Origin of the sequence: Streptomyces sp. NPDC005485 (assembly GCF_040606085.1) — a bacterium.
Taxonomy (GTDB): domain Bacteria; phylum Actinomycetota; class Actinomycetes; order Streptomycetales; family Streptomycetaceae; genus Streptomyces.
Window position 1 is genome coordinate 26,744 of sequence record NZ_JBEXDZ010000010.1, and the last position, 16,165, is coordinate 42,908.

The 16,165-nt window shown below is 70.5% G+C and carries 19 protein-coding genes; 4 read left to right on the plus strand and 15 right to left on the minus strand.

The features are described from left to right. Nucleotides 1-16: 16 nt before the first annotated feature. The 3 genes from ABZS97_RS05915 to ABZS97_RS05925 are packed head-to-tail and all read right to left on the minus strand — an operon-like array spanning nucleotide 17 to nucleotide 1,672. Nucleotides 17-415: a hypothetical protein gene (locus tag ABZS97_RS05915; protein ID WP_356134015.1), complete on the minus strand. Its 399-nt coding sequence runs from the start codon at nucleotides 413-415 to the stop codon at nucleotides 17-19. 11 nt (nucleotides 416-426) lie between these two features. Beyond that, nucleotides 427-1,125, minus strand: a complete 699-nt coding sequence (locus ABZS97_RS05920; protein WP_356134017.1) for an SDR family oxidoreductase — start codon at nucleotides 1,123-1,125, stop codon at nucleotides 427-429. A 7-nt stretch (nucleotides 1,126-1,132) separates the two neighbouring features. Further along, entirely contained in the window at nucleotides 1,133-1,672 is a 540-nt protein-coding gene (locus tag ABZS97_RS05925; RefSeq protein ID WP_356134019.1) for a TIGR00730 family Rossman fold protein, read from the minus strand. Nucleotides 1,673-1,722: 50 nt separating this feature from the next. Here ABZS97_RS05925 and ABZS97_RS05930 point away from each other — a divergent pair, with 50 nt between their 5' ends. Continuing rightward, nucleotides 1,723-2,046 (plus strand): DUF427 domain-containing protein, encoded by a 324-nt coding sequence (locus tag ABZS97_RS05930; RefSeq protein WP_356134021.1) that lies wholly within the window; start codon nucleotides 1,723-1,725, stop codon nucleotides 2,044-2,046. Nucleotides 2,047-2,123: 77 nt separating this feature from the next. On the opposite strand, the gene mnmA is transcribed toward ABZS97_RS05930, so the two are convergent. Continuing rightward, nucleotides 2,124-3,263: a tRNA 2-thiouridine(34) synthase MnmA gene (gene mnmA, locus ABZS97_RS05935; RefSeq protein WP_356134023.1), complete on the minus strand. Its 1,140-nt coding sequence runs from the start codon at nucleotides 3,261-3,263 to the stop codon at nucleotides 2,124-2,126. A gap of 60 nt (nucleotides 3,264-3,323) precedes the next feature. Between mnmA and ABZS97_RS05940 the strand changes: the two genes are divergently transcribed. Next, nucleotides 3,324-4,007: an N-acetylmuramoyl-L-alanine amidase gene (locus tag ABZS97_RS05940; RefSeq protein WP_356134025.1), complete on the plus strand. Its 684-nt coding sequence runs from the start codon at nucleotides 3,324-3,326 to the stop codon at nucleotides 4,005-4,007. Nucleotides 4,008-4,049: 42 nt separating this feature from the next. Here the strand turns inward: ABZS97_RS05940 and ABZS97_RS05945 are convergent, their stop codons facing one another. The 3 genes from ABZS97_RS05945 to ABZS97_RS05955 form a co-directional block, all read right to left on the minus strand. Next, the gene (locus tag ABZS97_RS05945; RefSeq protein ID WP_356134027.1) at nucleotides 4,050-5,219 is read right to left on the minus strand and encodes a cysteine desulfurase family protein; all 1,170 of its coding nucleotides are present in this window, start codon (nucleotides 5,217-5,219) and stop codon (nucleotides 4,050-4,052) included. Between the two features lie 176 nt (nucleotides 5,220-5,395). Further along, entirely contained in the window at nucleotides 5,396-5,680 is a 285-nt protein-coding gene (locus ABZS97_RS05950; RefSeq protein ID WP_356134029.1) for a DUF4190 domain-containing protein, read from the minus strand. Nucleotides 5,681-5,700: 20 nt separating this feature from the next. After that, on the minus strand, nucleotides 5,701-5,868 hold the full coding sequence (locus ABZS97_RS05955) for a hypothetical protein (protein WP_356134031.1): 168 nt from the start codon (nucleotides 5,866-5,868) through the stop codon (nucleotides 5,701-5,703). A 155-nt stretch (nucleotides 5,869-6,023) separates the two neighbouring features. Between ABZS97_RS05955 and ABZS97_RS05960 the strand changes: the two genes are divergently transcribed. Beyond that, nucleotides 6,024-6,650 carry a TetR family transcriptional regulator gene (locus ABZS97_RS05960; protein ID WP_356134033.1) on the plus strand — a complete coding sequence of 209 codons (627 nt, stop codon included), beginning with the start codon at nucleotides 6,024-6,026 and terminating at the stop codon, nucleotides 6,648-6,650. Between the two features lie 72 nt (nucleotides 6,651-6,722). Here the strand turns inward: ABZS97_RS05960 and ABZS97_RS05965 are convergent, their stop codons facing one another. The 3 genes from ABZS97_RS05965 to ABZS97_RS05975 form a co-directional block, all read right to left on the minus strand. Continuing rightward, a complete protein-coding gene (locus ABZS97_RS05965; RefSeq protein WP_356134035.1) occupies nucleotides 6,723-7,109 on the minus strand; it encodes a hypothetical protein in 387 nt (128 codons plus the stop codon). A gap of 105 nt (nucleotides 7,110-7,214) precedes the next feature. After that, nucleotides 7,215-8,198 (minus strand): YafY family protein, encoded by a 984-nt coding sequence (locus ABZS97_RS05970; protein WP_356134037.1) that lies wholly within the window; start codon nucleotides 8,196-8,198, stop codon nucleotides 7,215-7,217. 74 nt (nucleotides 8,199-8,272) lie between these two features. After that, complete coding sequence (locus tag ABZS97_RS05975; protein ID WP_356134039.1) at nucleotides 8,273-9,133, minus strand: thioesterase family protein; 861 nt, start codon at nucleotides 9,131-9,133, stop codon at nucleotides 8,273-8,275. A 145-nt stretch (nucleotides 9,134-9,278) separates the two neighbouring features. On the opposite strand from ABZS97_RS05975, the gene ABZS97_RS05980 reads away from it, so the two are divergent. After that, nucleotides 9,279-10,490, plus strand: coding sequence for an alpha/beta hydrolase-fold protein (locus tag ABZS97_RS05980; RefSeq protein ID WP_356134041.1), 1,212 nt, complete (start codon nucleotides 9,279-9,281; stop codon nucleotides 10,488-10,490). On the opposite strand, the gene ABZS97_RS05985 is transcribed toward ABZS97_RS05980, so the two are convergent. The 5 genes from ABZS97_RS05985 to ABZS97_RS06005 all read right to left on the minus strand — a co-directional run bounded on the left by ABZS97_RS05985 (nucleotide 10,399) and on the right by ABZS97_RS06005 (nucleotide 16,148). Continuing rightward, complete coding sequence (locus ABZS97_RS05985; RefSeq protein ID WP_356134042.1) at nucleotides 10,399-11,055, minus strand: trimeric intracellular cation channel family protein; 657 nt, start codon at nucleotides 11,053-11,055, stop codon at nucleotides 10,399-10,401. The genes ABZS97_RS05980 and ABZS97_RS05985 overlap by 92 nt on opposite strands. A 98-nt stretch (nucleotides 11,056-11,153) precedes the next feature. Then, the gene (locus ABZS97_RS05990; protein ID WP_356134044.1) at nucleotides 11,154-12,545 is read right to left on the minus strand and encodes a M1 family metallopeptidase; all 1,392 of its coding nucleotides are present in this window, start codon (nucleotides 12,543-12,545) and stop codon (nucleotides 11,154-11,156) included. 95 nt (nucleotides 12,546-12,640) lie between these two features. Beyond that, on the minus strand, nucleotides 12,641-14,035 hold the full coding sequence (locus ABZS97_RS05995; RefSeq protein ID WP_356134046.1) for a dipeptide ABC transporter ATP-binding protein: 1,395 nt from the start codon (nucleotides 14,033-14,035) through the stop codon (nucleotides 12,641-12,643). 23 nt (nucleotides 14,036-14,058) lie between these two features. Then, entirely contained in the window at nucleotides 14,059-15,153 is a 1,095-nt protein-coding gene (locus tag ABZS97_RS06000; protein ID WP_356134048.1) for an ABC transporter ATP-binding protein, read from the minus strand. Then, nucleotides 15,150-16,148 (minus strand): ABC transporter permease, encoded by a 999-nt coding sequence (locus tag ABZS97_RS06005; RefSeq protein WP_356134137.1) that lies wholly within the window; start codon nucleotides 16,146-16,148, stop codon nucleotides 15,150-15,152. The genes ABZS97_RS06000 and ABZS97_RS06005 overlap by 4 nt, the downstream gene beginning before the upstream one ends. Between the last annotated feature and the right edge of the window lie 17 nt (nucleotides 16,149-16,165).

A 16,165-nucleotide genomic window follows, 5' to 3' on the forward strand; every position in this document is an offset into this window, starting at 1 on the left:
GGAAGCCTACGGAACTCTACGAGGGTGGTCTCAACGACCGCCCCACATGGCGTTCCAGGACGTCGAGCAGCCGCTCGGGGTCGGCGACCTCCAGGTTGTTGCCGAAGCGGCCGCGCTCCCAGGCGATGTCGCTGCGGCCGTGGTAGCTGCCGCTCGCGATGAACTCGCCGTCGGCGTCGAGCAGGGCGACCGTCAGGCTGCCGTGGCAGCGGCAGATGTCGTTCATGAAGTCGCCGCCGGTGGTGAGGGCGCGGAGTTCCGCGAGGTCGTCCGGGTCGAAGACGTCGCCCAGGAGGGTGCGTCCCGCGAGCGGGCCGCCGTCCTCCCCGCCCTGGAGGATCACCGCTGCCTCGGTGCGGCTCCAGACCTCGTCAAGCCAGCGGCGGATCTCCTCACCGCTCGTCGCGGCGTCCATCCACTCCAGGGTCACCGTCCCGGTCGCACCGTCAGGTCGTTGACCTCGGCGTCGCGCGGCAGGTCGAGGGCCATCAGGATCGTCGTCGCGACGGACTCGGGGTCGATCCACTTCGAGGCGTCGTACTCCTTGCCCTCCTGCTGGTGGACCTTGGCCTGCATGGGGCTCGCTGTGCGGCCGGGGTAGACCGAGGTGACACGGACGCCGTTCGGGTGCTCCTCGTGGCGCAGGGAGTCGGCGAGGGCCTTCAGGCCGTGCTTGGAGGCGGCGTACGCGGACCAGTCGGCGTGGGCGTTCAGACCGGCGCCCGAGTTCACGAACAGGATGTGGCCCTGGGCGAGCCGGAGTTGGGGCAGGAAGTGGCGGGTCAGCTCGGCGGGGGCGATCAGGTTGACGTTGAGCTGGTGGCGCCAGGCCTTGGGGGTCAGCTCGCCGACCGGGCCGAGGTCGACCACGCCCGCGATGTGCATCAGGGAGTCGACGCGGTCGGGCAGGGACTGGTGGGAGAACGCCCAGGAGAGCTTGTCCGGGTCCGCCAGATCGCCCACCAGGGTCCTCGACCCCGGGAACTCGGCGGCCAGTTCCTTCGCGCGGCCCGCGTCGCGCGCGTGCAGCACGAGTTCGTCCCCGCGCGCGTGCAGACGGCGGGCGACGGCCGCGCCGATGCCCGAGCCTGCCCCGGTGATCAGATGTGTAGCCATGCCCGCCATGCTCGCATCAGCGGGTGCCCTGGCTCTCCTCAAGGTAGGCCAGCGCACCCACCGGCTCCTCGGCGAAGAACACCAGATCGGTGAGCGGCCGCGGCAGGAAGCCCTCGTCCTCCATGCGCCGGAACTGCTCCTTGAGCCCGTCGTAGAAGCCCTCGGTGTTCAGCAGCACCACCGGCATGTCGGTGTGGCCGTGCTTCTTCAGCTCCAGGATCTCGGTCGCCTCGTCGAGCGTCCCGGTGCCACCCACCATGATCACGACGGCGTCGGCCTTCTCCAGGAGCAGCGCCTTGCGTTCGGCGAGGTCGCGGGCGAACACCATCTCGTCGGCGCCCGGCCGGGCCTTGGCGGCCAGGAAGTCGACCGACACGCCCACCAGCCGGCCGCCCGCCTCCTGCACACCGTCGGCGACGACCTTCATCAGACCGACGTCGGAGCCGCCCCACACCAGGGTGTGGCCGCCCTTGCCGAGGAGTTCGGCGAACTCCCGCGCGGGAGTCGTGTAGCGGATGTCGAGGTCGGCGGCCGAGAGGAAGACGCAGATGTTCATGCGATCACCGTACGCGGGAAGAACCCGGGCCCCGCGCGTGCTGTCCCGGTATGGCTGATGGACACACGATCACGATCGAGCGGACCGACGACCACGTGCGCGTGCTGCACGGCGACCAGGTCCTGGCCGAGAGCGACCGGCCCCTGGTGCTGCGCGAGACGGGCAGTCCCGTGCGCTACTACATCCCGCCGCAGGACGTACGCCTCGACCTGCTGACCCCGTCCGAGACCCACACGTACTGCCCGTTCAAGGGCACGGCGTCGTACTGGTCCGTGCCGGGCGCGGCGGACCTGGTGTGGTTCTACCCCGACCCGAAGCCGGACGTGGCCGAGATAAAGGACCACCTCTGCTTCTACGAAGTAGAAGTCGACTGACGAGGCAGAAGTGAACCGACCTCGGAACGCTGACGCCGGATCCCTGACGCCGGACCCCTGACGCCGGACCCCTGACGTCAGACAGCCGCCGTCGCGCGCGTGGTCGTCGCGATCGTCGCCGAGCCGACCACGCGTGTGCCGTCGTAGAGGACGACGGCCTGGCCGGGGGCCACGCCGCGGACCGGCTCGGTGAAGGTGACCCGGAGGGTGCCGTCGACCGGTTCGGCGGTCACCTCGGTCTCGCCGCCGTGGGCGCGCAGCTGGGCCGTGTAGGTGCCGGGGCCCGTCGGGGCGGCGCCGCACCAGCGGGGCTTGATCGCCGTCAGGGCGGTGACGTCGAGGGCGTCCACTGGGCCGACCGTCACCGTGTTGTTCACCGGGGAGATGTCGAGGACGTAGCGCGGCTTGCCGTCGGCGGCCGGGGTGCCGATGCGCAGCCCCTTGCGCTGGCCGATGGTGAAGCCGAACGCGCCCTCGTGGGTGCCGATCTTCGAGCCGGACTCGTCGACGATGTCGCCCTCCGCCTTGCCCAGCCGGTCGGCGAGGAAGCCCTGGGTGTCGCCGTCGGCGATGAAGCAGATGTCGTGCGAGTCCGGCTTCTTGGCGACGGCGAGGCCGCGGCGCTCCGCCTCCGCGCGGATCTCGTCCTTCGTGGTGAGGGTGTCGCCGAGGGGGAACATCGCGTGGGCGAGCTGGCGGTCGTCGAGGACGCCGAGGACGTACGACTGGTCCTTGGCCATGTCGGAGGCGCGGTGCAGTTCGCGCGTGCCGTCCTCGTTCACGGTCACCTGCGCGTAGTGGCCGGTGCAGACCGCGTCGAAGCCGAGCGCGAGGGCCTTGTCGAGCAGGGCCGCGAACTTGATCTTCTCGTTGCAGCGCAGGCACGGGTTGGGGGTGCGGCCGGCCTCGTACTCGGCGATGAAGTCCTCGACGACGTCCTCGCGGAAGCGCTCGGCGAGGTCCCACACGTAGAACGGGATGCCGATGACGTCCGCGGCGCGGCGGGCGTCGCGCGAGTCCTCGATGGTGCAACAGCCTCGCGCGCCCGTGCGGAACGATTGCGGGTTCGCGGACAGGGCGAGGTGCACGCCCGTCACGTCGTGGCCGGCTTCCGCCGCGCGGGCGGCGGCGACGGCTGAGTCCACGCCGCCGGACATGGCGGCCAGTACCCGGAGGGAACGGGAGCGGGGGCGGGGGCGCTGCGAGGTGTCAGTCATAACCCCTTCAGGGTACGGGGCGGCGGGAACCGGAACCCGCGAGTATCCGTTGAAGATCGTATGGGGGCGAAGACGGTAAAGCAGAAGAGCAGCCGGGGAGGGGACTCCGACCGGCGCATCGGGCGCCGGTCACTGCTCATCGGCGGGGCCGCGGCCGCGCTGGGCACCGCGGCGCTTGCGCGCGACGAGTTGGCGCATCTGTGGTGGCGGCTGCCCGGCGTGCAGAAGCCGCGGGTGGCGGGCGCGGTCGACTTCCGGGGTGCCCGGTGGGTGGCGGCGTCGTCGGCGAACTGGCGGCGGGCCGACCGGCCCGACGACTACGACATAGACCGCGTGGTCATCCATGTCACCCAGGGCAGCCTGAAGAGCGCGGTGAAGGTGTTCAAGGACCCGGCGCACGGGGCGGCGGCGCACTACATCGTGGGCAAGGACGGCCACATCACACAGATGATCCGCGAGCTGGACGTGGCGTTCCACGCGGGCAACCGTGAGTACAACGAGCGGAGCGTCGGCATAGAGCACGAGGGTTTCGTGGACCGGCCCAAGGACTTCACCGACGCCATGTACACGGCCTCGGCGCGGCTGACGGCCGGGATCTGCGGGCGGTACGGCATCCCCGTGGACCGTAAGCACATCATCGGGCACGTGGAGGTGCCGGGTACGGACCACACGGACCCCGGCCCGCACTGGGACTGGGACCGGTACATACGGCTCGTACGGCAGGCGCGTACGGCGAAGGCGTGACCCGCCGGTTCGTACGGCTGCCGTGCCCGCCGGGGACACCCCCTAGGTGAGCCCCGCCGTGCGGGCGCGTTCCACCGCCGGGCCGATCGCCCTGGCCACCGCCTCGACGTCCGCCTCCGTGGAGGTGTGGCCGAAGGAGAAGCGGAGGGTGCCGCGGGCCAGGTCGGGGTCGGTGCCGGTGGCGAGCAGGACGTGGCTGGGCTGGGCCACGCCCGCGGTGCAGGCGGAGCCCGTGGAGCACTCGATGCCCTGCGCGTCCAGCAGCAGCAGGAGCGAGTCGCCCTCGCAGCCGGGGAACGTGAAGTGCGCGTTGGCCGGGAGGCGGCCGCCGGGAGCGGGGTCGCCGCCGAGGATCGCGTCGGGCACGGCCTTGCGGACCGCCGTGATCAGGTCGTCGCGCAGCGCGCCGATCTCCCGGGCGAACCACTCGCGCTGCTCGGCGGCGAGCCGCCCGGCGACGGCGAACGACGCGATCGCGGGCGCGTCGAGGGTGCCGGAGCGCACGTGCCGCTCCTGGCCGCCGCCGTGCAGTACGGGTACGGGGCTGTACTCGCGGCCGAGGAGCAGCGCGCCGATGCCGTACGGGCCGCCGATCTTGTGGCCGGACACCGTCATCGCGGCGAGGCCGGAGGCGCCGAAGTCGACGGGGACCTGGCCGAAGGCCTGGACGGCGTCGGCGTGCAGCGGGACGCCGAACTCGGCGGCCGCCTCGGCCAGTTCGCGGACCGGCATGATCGTGCCGATCTCGTTGTTCGCCCACATGACGGTGGCGAGGGCCACGTCGTCGGGGTTGCGGGCGATGGCCTCGCGCAGGGCGTCCGGGTGGACCCTGCCGTACGCGTCGACCGGGAGGTACTCGATCGTGGCGCCCTCGTGCTCGCCGAGCCAGTGCACGGAGTCGAGGACGGCGTGGTGCTCGACGGGGCTCGCGAGGACGCGGGTGCGGGCCGGGTCGGCGTCGCGGCGGGCCCAGTACAGGCCCTTCACCGCGAGGTTGTCGGCCTCGGTGCCGCCGGCGGTGAAGACCACCTCGCTGGGGCGCGCGGCGAGGGCGTCCGCCAGGGTTTCCCGGGACTCCTCGACCGTGCGGCGAGCGCGGCGGCCGGACGCGTGCAGCGAGGAGGCGTTGCCCGTGACTCCCAGTTGGGCGGTCAGTGCCTCTGCCGCCTCGGGGAGCATGGGCGTGGTCGCGGCGTGGTCGAGGTAAGCCATGATGGGCCCGATTCTACGGGCCCGCTGTCCACTGCCTCGGCCCCCCACGGGTGTGCGTCGGCCTCGTCCGCAACCGGGGTTCGTCGTGCGCCCGGCCCGCGCCGGGGTCGGCCCGTTGCGCGACGCACCGGCAACCCGTTCCGCTCTGCCGGAAGGACTGCCCACAGCAGGTGCCGCTAGAAGCTCCAGGACACCGTGTTGTCGAAGTGCATGACGCTGACCAGGACGATGAGGTCGGCGAAGCCCAGGGTGAGGCCGAGGAGGGCACGGCCGCGGCGGGCGGTGCCGCGCCAGAGGGCGACGCCGGCCAGGGCGATGGCGATGGGGCCGAGGAAGAGGTTGAGGACCAGGAGGCCGAGCAGGCCGAGGATGAAGGAGGCGACGGCCATGCCGTCGGCGTCCTTCGTGCCGGTCCGGCGCTCTGCGGCGGCGGTGGCGGTGGGGGTGGCGGTGAGTTCCATGATGTGTCGGCTCCCGACAGTCAGTTGGTCGAGGTGTGGCGACGGCGGGCGAGCCGCTCGCGCAGTGCGAAGACGGCCAGCCAGACGCCGATGACGGCGGCGGCGACCAGGGTGATGGAGAGCGGCGCATGGGCCACGGTGCCCATGACTACGCCCATCAGCAGGAGGGCGGCTACGAGGACCAGCATCGGATGCCTCTCGTTGAAGTCTCGGGTCCGGCCCCCGAATGTTTCGGGAACCTGACGTTTCAGTGAACGGTTGTAGTAACACTTGTTCACTGACTTATGAGTCTAGCGCGTCCTTCGGCTTTCCAATTACAGAGAACAGTTGTTAACTGCATGGCATGAGTCACACCCTCGGCATCCGACAGGCCCAGAAGCAGAAGACCCGACAGGCGCTCCTGGACGCCGCGTTGGAGCTGCTGGAGGAGCAGAGCCTCAGCAGCCTGGGCCTGCGCGAGGTCACCCGGGCGGTCGGGGTCGCGCCGACCGCCTTCTACCGGCACTTCCGCTCGACGGCGGATCTGGGCGTGGCGCTCGTCGAGGAGGCCCTCGGCAGTCTGCACCTGATGATCGGCGAGACGGTGTCCGCGGCCGACGACAGCAGTGAACGCATAGCGCGCGCGGTCGACCTGATCGACCGCCACGTCCGGACGTATCCCGCGCATGTCCGGTTCATCGCGCGGGAGCGGCACGGCGGCGTCCAGCCGGTGCGGACGGCGATCAGCGACCAACTGGCGCGGTTCGCCGAGGAGGTCAAGGTCGAGCTGGCCGAACACCCCGAGTCCGAGGGGTGGAGCGACAGCGATCTGCTGATGCTCTCCGGCCTGTACGTCGACCAGATGCTGATGACGGCCTCGCTGTTCCTGGAGGCGCTGGAGGGCCCGGAGGAGGAGCGGGACCGGGTGGCCCGCGTGGCGAGCCGCCAGATGCTGCTGATCAGCACCGGCCGCCGGCACTGGCTGGGATAGCCCGAACACAGCGGAGCGGCGCGCCCGTTCACCGAGCGCGCCGCCCACGTACCGCCGGGTTCAGGACCCGAGTCAGCCCTGCACCTGCTGCCCCTGGCCCTGCTGCCCCTGGCCCTGCTGTCCCTGACTTTGCTGCCCGCCCGGGCCGCCGCCGCAGCCGCCACCCTGGCCACCTCCGCCGGGGCCGCCGCTGGGCCTGCCCGACGGCATACCCGAGGGCGCTCCCGACGGGGCCTTGCCGCCGGCCGCGCCCGAGGGTGCCCCGGACGGCATCCCCGAGGGAGCGCCGCTGGGCCGACCGGACGCACCGCCGCTCGGCATGCCGGAGGGCGCCTGGCAGTTCTGCGCGCCGGAGTTGCCGCTGTTCGAGGACGACGAGTCGCCCGAGCCGCACGCCGCCAGCAGGGGCGTCAGGGCGAGCAGGGCGACGACGGGGACGAGTCGTGCGCGACACTTCATGTGGGTAACTCCCAGTCAAGTCACGGGAACCGGTGGTTCAGTGGGGGGCCAGAGGACCAGATCCACGTAGGGGCCCGCTGTGCCGTTCCTGTGGCTTGCTGTGGATCAACGGGCCGCGCCCGAGGGCGATTCGTCCGCATAGCGGGCGGCGATGGCGGCGGCTCCCCCGGCCAGTTCCGCGCGCACCTCGGGAGGCGAGATCACCTCCAGCCCGTCGACGAAGACCAGCAGGGAGCGGGCCTCGCGGACGTCGCCGTAGGACAGCCGGGCGGTCACCCACTCGCTCTCGCCGTCGTCCTCGGGCGGTTCCCCGAGGGCGGAGGCGGTGAGCCGCAGGAACAGGTCGAGACGGGAGCGCTGTACCCGAACCGTGACATCGATTCCGCCCGGCCGCTGCTCCACCTGGCGCCTCAGCACCTCCCAGGCGTCGGCGAGTTCGACCCCCGGGCGCCGCTCCACGGGGTCGGGGAGGAGCGTCGCCGAGCGGACCCGGTCGGCGCGGAAGAGCTGCGGGGTGGCGCGCCGGTCGGCGACGAGGTACCAGACGCCCGCCTTGGAGACGAGCCCGTACGGGTCGACGGTGTAGGTGCTCGGCGCCTTCCGGCCGCTGTGCCGGTAGCGCAGCCGCACGCGCCGGTCGGCGAACACCGCGTCCTGGAGCGCCTCCAGGTCGACGGCGGGCTGCGGTCCGCCCTTCCAGCGGGTCGCGTCGACGAGGACGCGACGGCTGGTGGCCTCCGCGGCCGGCCGGTGCGGGGCCGGCAGCGCGGCCATCACCTTGCGCAGCGCCGAGCCGAGCGCCGCGTCCAGACCGAGGGCGGCGTGCGCGCCCTGTGCGGCCAGGATGAACAGGGCGCGGGACTCGTCGGCGGTCAGCCCCGTGACGTCCGTACGGAATCCGGCGAGCAGCTCGATGCCGCCGTGCCGCCCGCGCTCGGCGTACACCGGGACCCCTGCGGCCGACAGGGCCTCGATGTCGCGGTAGATGGTGCGCACCGACACCTCCAGGCGGCCGGCGAGTTCACGGGCCGGGACGCGGCCACGGGTCTGCAGCAGCAGGAGGATCGAGAGCAGGCGGTCGGACTTCACGGCACCAGGATTCCGCCGCGCGGGGAGGCCGGGCAAATACGGTGCGTGCCGGCCTCCGAGGAGACCACCAGGGGTCAGCCGAGCCGCACCCGGGCGAGCTGGCGGGACTGTGCGACCAGTCGGTCCGCGCTGTCCCAGACCTCGGCGTCCTCCTCCAGGAAGCCGCCGGCGAGATTGCGGGTGGTGATGGACACGCGCAGCGGGCCCGGCGCCGGGCGGGAGCGCACGTGCACCGTCAGCTCGACGGTCGGCACCCAGCCGGAGATACCGATCTCGAAGGCGGTCGGCGGCAGCGCGTCCACCGCGAGGAGCAGCGAGAGCGGGTCCGGGTCGCGGCCGTCGGCGAGGCCGAACCAGGCGCGCATCTCGCCCTTGCCGGACGGCGCACCGAGGGCCCAGCCCAGGGTCGACGGGTCGAGCTTGAGCATCAGCCGGTCGGCGATGGCAGAGCTGCCGTCGACCGGAGCCGGGCCGTCCGCGGGCCCGAAGCACTGGTCCATGGGCGGGAACGCGGGAGGCTTCGCCGTCGTACGGACGTCGTCGGGCAGCGTGTCGAGGTCGCCGTAGGAGGCGAGCACGCGGATCCGTTCGACCTCGCGGCCCTGGTCGTCGTACTGGAACAGGGAGGCCTGGCCTGTCGAAAGGGTGCGGCCGGTCCGTACGACGTCGGTGCGCACGACGGCCGGGCCCGGCTGGGACGCGGTCAGGTAGTGCGCGGAGATGGTGAACGGGTCGGCGTGCGGCAGCGCGTCCGAGAGGGCGCGGCCCAGGACGGCGAGCAGATAGCCGCCGTTCACGGCGCTGATGATCGTCCACCCGGCGGAGAGGTCGATGTCGTAGACGCCCGGCTCGCGGCGGGTGAGCGCGGTGTCGCGGTCGAACTCGCTGTCGCCGATCGTGGCCCGTGCGACCTGTACGGAAGCTGCTTCTGGCATGAGTGAACGGTACAACAGGTAATTACTAAGCGGTAGCTTTTTCATGGATCCGGGTCGGCCCGGCAAGGTGAGACCCGGGCAATTTCTTGGTAAGTGTCCGTACTCGTCCGTCAACCGATGTCATCGAATCGCCCTCTGTAGGGGCATGAGCCTCACCGGGACCGCGTTCCTGTACACGCTGATCGTGCTGTCCGTCGTCGCCGTCGTGCTCCCCCTCGCGCTGTGGTCGCGGATCGGGGGGCCGAAACCACTGCGCGCCCTCGCCCGGGTGCTGATGGTGCTGTTCGCCCAGGGCTCGGCCGTCGCCCTCGTCTTCGTGCTGGTCAACAACGAGAACAACCTGTACGACAACTGGGCCGACCTGCTGGGCACCGGCAATCACGTGCAGCAGGCCGCGGATCTGGGCGCCGACGGCACCGGCGGCATCGCGCTGAAGCGGTTGCCCAGGGTCCGTCAGCAGTTCGACGCGACCCACCTCGACGGCGTACGCGTCACCCAGCTCAAGGGCCGGGTGTCGGGCGTGAACGCCGAGGTCTACGTCTCACTGCCGCCCCAGTACGACGAACCCGCCTACCGCCACCACAAGTTCCCCGTCGTCGAGCTGCTGCCGGGCTACCCGGGCTCGGCGAAGGCGTGGTTCGGGTCGCTGAGGGCGCACGAGCAACTGCTGCCGCTGATGCGGGACGGGCAGGTCGCGCCGTTCATCCTGGTCGCGCCGCGCACCAACCTGCTGGCCGGGGTGGACACGGGCTGCGCGAACATCCCGGGCACGGTGAACGCCGACAGCTGGCTCAGCGTCGACGTGCCGAGGATGGTCATGGACAACTTCCGGGCCGAGCCGGCTCCCAAGGGCTGGTCGGTCGCCGGGTACTCGGCGGGCGCGCACTGTGCGGTGAAGCTCGCGGTGGCGCACCCGGACCGCTACCGGGCCGCGATAGGCCTGTCCGGCTACAACGACCCGATCGGCGAGCGGGCCTCGCTCGCTGCGCAGACCCCCGCCCTGCGCGCCGCGAACAACCCCTACCTGCTGCTCCGGGGAGCCGGCACGCCTCCCCGGATCGCGCTCTACATCTCCGGCCAGCCGCGCGACGGCTACGAGGCGGGTGTGGCCCTGGAGCAGATCGCGAAGGCGCCGACGACCGTGCACGTGGTGTACGTGCCGCGCAGCGCGGGAGGGCACACGATGGCGCTGTGGGAACCGCAGGTGGTACCGGCGTTCCGCTGGCTGACCGAGGAGACGGGCCAGGGCCGGGCCCGGGGTGCGACTACTCCTCGCGGACCGTCGAACGACGGTTCCAGGCACGCGGCGCTCGCCAGTGGAACCGCATCGCGAGCAGGCGCAGCACGAAGGCCGTGAGGGCGGCGAGGCCGCTGGTGAACGGGGTCAGCACGTCGTAGCGGATGCACAGCACCACCATCGTGGCGCCCACAATCGCGGGCACCGCGTACAGGTCGCGGTCCCAGCGCAGCAGCGACGGCACCTCGCCCGCGATCACGTCGCGCAGCACACCGCCGCCGACGGCGGTGGCGAGGCCGAGGGTGGCCGAGGAGGTGAGGCTCAGCCCGTACTCGTACGCCTTCATCGTGCCCGAGACGCAGAAGAGGCCGAGGCCGGCCGCGTCGAAGACGTTGACGCCGACCTGGATGCGCTCCACCTGGGGGTGCAGGAAGAAGACGAGCAGGGCGGCGAGCAGCGGGGTGAGGAAGTACCCCTGATCCGTGAACGCGGTCGGCGGTACGGCGCCGATGATCAGGTCACGGAACAGCCCTCCGCCCAGCGCGGTCACCTCGGCGAGTACGGCGATGCCGAAGACGTCGAAGTTCTTGCGGACGGCCAGCAGCGCGCCGGAGATCGCGAAGACGAAGATCCCGACCAGGTCGAGCGTGTGCTGGACGGAGGGACTGAACAGTTGCTGAAGCACCCGAACATTCTCACCCGCCACCGGGCGTGAACCTTACAAAGCCAGGCTCGGAGGGCGGGTTTACCTGGAGTGGCCGGACAGGAGCGGGACGGCCGGGCTTAGACGGCGGGCTTCCCGGTGGTGAAGAGCCAGGTCTGGAAGAGGTCGTCGAGCTTCTGTCCGCTGATCTTCTCGGCGAGCTCGATGAAGTCGGCGGTGTTGGCGTTGCCGTACTTGTGGATCTTCGTCCAGGCGGGGAGCAGCTTGAAGAAGGCGGTGTCGCCGATGCGTTCGCGCAGCATCTGGAGCGTCATCGCGCCGCGCTGGTAGACCGCCGAGGCGAACATCGTGTCGCGCTGCGGGTCGCCGACGACGATCTGCCAGAAGGCGGCGTCGGCGGGGCGCGAGTTGTACCCGGCGAGGAACGAGTCGTGCGCCGAGCGGACGCCCTTGTGCTCGGACCACAGCCACTGGGCGTAGGTCGCGAAGCCCTCGTTGAGCCAGATGTCCTTCCAGCGGTCCACCGAGACGGAGTCGCCGAACCACTGGTGGGCCAGCTCGTGCACGATGGTCTGCTCGGAACGCACCGCCGAGTAGGCGGGCTTCGACTGGACCTCCAGGGAGAACCCGGCCTCCGGCATGTCGTCGACGATCGCGCCGGTCTCCTCGAACGGGTACGGGCCGAAGACCTGCGACCAGTAGTCGGTGGCCTCGGCGGTGACGGCGTACACGTCGACGGTGTTGCTGTTCGCGAGCACCGGGTCGATGGCGACGTAGATGGGTGTGCCGCCGGGTGTCTTCCCGGTCTTCACGTCGAACTTGCCGATGGTCGCGGTCGCGAGATACGTCGCCATGGGCCGGCTCTCGCGCCAGTGGCTGACCGTCTCGGAGCCCTTGTCGTACGTCGAGATCAGCCGGCCGTTGGAGACGCCGGTCAGGCCCTTGGGGGTCTTGATGCGGATGTCGTAGGTGGCCTTGTCGGAGGGGTGGTCGCTGGACGGGAACCAGGTGGAGGCGGCGTTGGGCTCGCACGCCACGAAGACGCCGTCGGCGGTCTTCATCCACCCGTAGTTGGAGCCGAACACGATGGGCCCGCCGAGCGGTTCGGGAACGCCGCCGTACGTCACGGTCACCGTGAAGGTGCGGCCCTTGTGCAGGACACCGCGGGGCGTGATGTGGATCTCGTCGCCCTCGCGCGTGAAGTCGGCGCGTCTGCCGTTCACTTCGATGCGCGTGACGTCCAGCTTCTGGAGGTCGAGATCGAACGAGGTGAGGCTCTGGGTGGCGTGGGCCGTGATCGTCGTACGGCCGTCGAGGCGGTCGGTGTCGGGGTTGTACGCCACGTCGAGGTCGTAGTGACGGGCGTCGAAGCCGCCGTTGCCGAGCTGCGGGAAGTAGGTGTCACCGATGCCGTCGGCGCCGGGTGACGGGGCGGACGATGCCGCGATGACGAGGAAGGAGGCCGCCGCGGTCGCGAGGGCTCCTAAACGTGCCGAACGGGAGAGTGCCATGAGCGTCCCTTCGAGCGTGTTCCGATCAGACGGACACGCGAGACTCTGCACTCTCCCGTTCGAACATGGACATGACTTTGCCCAATCGTCATGGCCTACTTGTCAGTTGACTCCTGACGGTCCGCTTCCGCTTCCGCCTCGGCCTCCGCTTCGGCGGGCTCGGCGGCCGCAGGGGCCTCCGGAGTCTCCTCCGCGACGGCTGCCTCAGGAGTCTCGGAGGCCTCGGTTGCCTCAGTGGTCTCCGCAGACTCGGTGACCTCGGGGGCCTCGGTGACCTCAGCGGTCTTGGTGACCTCAGCGGTCTCGTCAGCCTCGACGATCTCCGCCAGGGCCGCCGAGGTGGCCGCGGACTCCGCCAGCGCGGCGTCCGGCACCAGCTCCACCGCCTCCTTCGCCACGGACAGCAGCACCGTGTCCTGCGGTGCCTGGTCGGCGAAGTTCTCCGGGTGGTGGCAGGCGACCTGCTGGCCGGGCTTCAGCTCCAGGAGCGGCGGCTCGGTCGTCTTGCAGATCTGCGTGGCCTTCCAGCACCGGGTGTGGAAGCGGCAGCCGCTCGGCGGCGCGATCGGCGAGGGCACGTCACCCTTGAGCAGGATGCGCTCGCTCTTGGCGTTGCGCCGGGCCGGGTCCGGGATCGGCACGGCCGACATGAGCGCCTTGGTGTACGGGTGCATCGGCGCCTTGTACAGCGACTCGCGGTCCGCCAGCTCGACGATCTTGCCGAGGTACATCACCGCGATCCGGTCCGAGACGTGCCGGACGACCGAGAGGTCGTGCGCGATGATCACGTACGTGAGGCCGAGCTCCTCCTGGAGGTCGTCCATCAGGTTCACGACCTGCGCCTGGATCGACACGTCGAGCGCGGAGACCGGCTCGTCCGCCACGACCAGCTTCGGCCTGAGCGCGAGCGCGCGGGCGATGCCGATGCGCTGGCGCTGGCCGCCGGAGAACTCGTGCGGATAGCGGTTGTAGTGCTCGGGGTTGAGGCCCACGACCGACAGCAGCCGCTGCACTTCCTTCTTGACGCCGCCCTCGGGCGTGACGCCCTGGAGCTTGAAGGGAGCGCTGACGATCGTGCCGATGGTGTGGCGCGGGTTCAGCGACGAGTACGGGTCCTGGAAGATCATCTGGACGTCACGGCGCATCGGGCGCATGCCGTTCACACCGAGGTGCGTGATGTCCTTGCCCTGGAACTCGACCTTGCCGGCGGTCGGTTCGAGCAGCCGCGTGATCAGCCGGCCCATCGTCGACTTGCCGCAGCCCGACTCGCCCACGACGCCCAGGGTCTCGCCGGCCCGCACCTCGAAGTCGAGGCCGTCGACGGCTCGCACGGCGCCGACCTGACGCTGCATGAGCCCCTTGCGGATGGGGAAGTACTTCTGCAGCCCGGTCACCTTGAGCAGGACCTCGCCGGGAGCGGCGTCCTTGGTGAGGGTCGCCACCGGGGCCGCGTCCTGGGCCGCGCCGTCGCTCTGTGCAGGGATGCTCACTGCCTTGTCCTCTGCGTTGTCACTCACAGCTTGGGCGCAATCTCTTCGATCCAGATACGCTCCCGCTGCTCCTGCGTCATGTGGCAGGCGGCCCAGTGCTTGCTGCCGACCTCGGTCAGCTCGGGGCGGACCGTGCGGGTGACGTTGTCCTTGGGGATGTCCGCGTACGGGCAGCGCGGGTTGAAGGCGCAGCCCGACGGGATGTTGATCAGGGAGGGCGGGGAGCCCTTGACCGGGATCAGGCGTTCCTGCTGGTCGCGGTCGAGGCGCGGCATCGAACCGAGCAGACCCCAGGTGTAGGGGTGGCGGGGCTCGTAGAACACCTTCTCGGCCGGGCCGCGCTCGATGCAGCGGCCGCCGTACATCACCAGGATGTCGTCGGAGAGCTCGGCGACGACGCCCAGGTCGTGGGTGATGACGATGACCGCGGAGCCGAACTCCTTCTGCAGGTCCCGGATGAGGTCGAGGATCTGCGCCTGGACGGTGACGTCGAGGGCGGTCGTCGGCTCGTCCGCGATGAGCAGTTCGGGGTTGTTCACCAGCGACATCGCGATCATCGCGCGCTGGCGCATACCGCCGGAGAACTCGTGCGGGTAGCTGTCGACGCGCTTGTCCGGCTGCGGGATGCCGACGCGGTCGAGCATCTCCACGGCGCGGCGCTTCGCGGTCTTCTTGTCGACGTCGTTGTGGATGCGGTACGCCTCCACGATCTGCTGGCCGATCGTGTAGTACGGGTGCAGCGCCGACAGCGGGTCCTGGAAGATCATCGCCATCTCGCGGCCACGCAGCTTGCGTACGTGGTCGGGGTCGGCGGAGAGCAGTTCCGTGCCGTTCAGCCAGATCTCGCCGGAGAGCTGCGCCTTGCGCTTGCCGTACTGGCCGGCCGTGTGCAGGCCCATGATGCCGAGCGAGGTGACCGACTTGCCGGAGCCGGACTCGCCCACGATGCCGAGGGTCTTGCCCTTCTCCAGCTGGAAGCTCAGCCCGTCGACGGACTTGACCAGGCCGTCGTCGGTCGGGAAGTGCACCTTGAGGTCGCGTACTTCGAGGAAGGCGGAGGGGGCGGGCGAGTCCTTGACGGGCTCGGCCACCGCTCCGCTCTTGCTGAGTTCGGTCATGCGAGCCTCACTCGGGGGTCGATCGCGGCGTACAGGAAGTCCACCACAAGGTTGGCAACGATCACCGCGAGCGACGTGATCAGTGTGACGCCCAGGATGACGGGCAGGTCCTGGGTGCGGATCGCCTGGAGCACCGCCTGGCCGAGGCCGGGGAGGCTGAAGGTGGTCTCGGTGAGGATCGCGCCGCCGATGAGGGCGCCGAGGTCCATGCCGAGCATGGTGAGGATCGGCGTCATCGTGGAGCGCATGGCGTGCTTGCCGATGACGACGGGCTCGCGCAGGCCCTTGGCACGGGCGGTGCGGATGTAGTCCTCGCCCATGATCTCCAGCATGGTGGCGCGGGTGATCCGCGCGTACATCGCCGCGTAGAGGAAGGCGAGGGTGACCCAGGGCAGGATCATGCCGCCGAGATACCCGCCGATGCCGTCACTGAGCGGGACGTACTGGCCGTCGAACCACTTGAGTCCGAAGATGAAGACCGCCGAGGCCAGCAGACCGGTGAAGTAGATGGGGAGCGAGACGCCCGAGAGCGCGACGAACATCGCACCGCGGTCCCACAGGGTGCCCCGCTTGAGCGCGGAGAGCACACCGGCCGCGACACCGAAGAGCAGCCACAGCACGGCGGCACCGAGCGCCAGCCCCAGGGTCACCGGGAAGCGGTCCGTGATCTGCGGCCAGACGGCCTGCTCGGTACGGAAGGAGTAGCCGAAGCAAGGCGCCGAGCACTGCGTGACGTCGCCGCCACCCGAGTACGTACGTCCGACGAAGAGTCCCTTGAAGAACTCCCAGACCTGGACGAAGATCGGGTCGTCCAGCTGGAGCTTCTGCCGTACGCCCTCGATCGCCGCGGGGTCGGCCTGCTTGCCGACGAACATCGTCGCCGGGTCGACGCCCGCCCACTTGGGGACGAGGAAGAAGATGCCGAAGACCACCAGAATGATGACCACCAGCAACACTACTGCGGCGAAGAGTCGCCTGATGAGGTAAGCGAGCACTGCTCTCGGCCCGACGG

Bases quoted from the DNA above. Each gene is read 5' to 3' on its own strand.
- ABZS97_RS05915 (WP_356134015.1), bottom strand. From the start codon at position 415: ATGGACGCCGCGACGAGCGGTGAGGAGATCCGCCGCTGGCTTGACGAG.
- ABZS97_RS05920 (WP_356134017.1), bottom strand. From the start codon at position 1,125: ATGGCGGGCATGGCTACACATCTGATCACCGGGGCAGGCTCGGGCATC.
- ABZS97_RS05925 (WP_356134019.1), bottom strand. From the start codon at position 1,672: ATGAACATCTGCGTCTTCCTCTCGGCCGCCGACCTCGACATCCGCTAC.
- ABZS97_RS05930 (WP_356134021.1), top strand. From the start codon at position 1,723: ATGGCTGATGGACACACGATCACGATCGAGCGGACCGACGACCACGTG.
- mnmA (WP_356134023.1), bottom strand. From the start codon at position 3,263: ATGACTGACACCTCGCAGCGCCCCCGCCCCCGCTCCCGTTCCCTCCGG.
- ABZS97_RS05940 (WP_356134025.1), top strand. From the start codon at position 3,324: ATGGGGGCGAAGACGGTAAAGCAGAAGAGCAGCCGGGGAGGGGACTCC.
- ABZS97_RS05945 (WP_356134027.1), bottom strand. From the start codon at position 5,219: ATGGCTTACCTCGACCACGCCGCGACCACGCCCATGCTCCCCGAGGCG.
- ABZS97_RS05950 (WP_356134029.1), bottom strand. From the start codon at position 5,680: ATGGAACTCACCGCCACCCCCACCGCCACCGCCGCCGCAGAGCGCCGG.
- ABZS97_RS05955 (WP_356134031.1), bottom strand. From the start codon at position 5,868: ATGCTGGTCCTCGTAGCCGCCCTCCTGCTGATGGGCGTAGTCATGGGC.
- ABZS97_RS05960 (WP_356134033.1), top strand. From the start codon at position 6,024: ATGAGTCACACCCTCGGCATCCGACAGGCCCAGAAGCAGAAGACCCGA.
- ABZS97_RS05965 (WP_356134035.1), bottom strand. From the start codon at position 7,109: ATGAAGTGTCGCGCACGACTCGTCCCCGTCGTCGCCCTGCTCGCCCTG.
- ABZS97_RS05975 (WP_356134039.1), bottom strand. From the start codon at position 9,133: ATGCCAGAAGCAGCTTCCGTACAGGTCGCACGGGCCACGATCGGCGAC.
- ABZS97_RS05980 (WP_356134041.1), top strand. From the start codon at position 9,279: ATGAGCCTCACCGGGACCGCGTTCCTGTACACGCTGATCGTGCTGTCC.
- ABZS97_RS05990 (WP_356134044.1), bottom strand. From the start codon at position 12,545: ATGGCACTCTCCCGTTCGGCACGTTTAGGAGCCCTCGCGACCGCGGCG.
- ABZS97_RS06000 (WP_356134048.1), bottom strand. From the start codon at position 15,153: ATGACCGAACTCAGCAAGAGCGGAGCGGTGGCCGAGCCCGTCAAGGAC.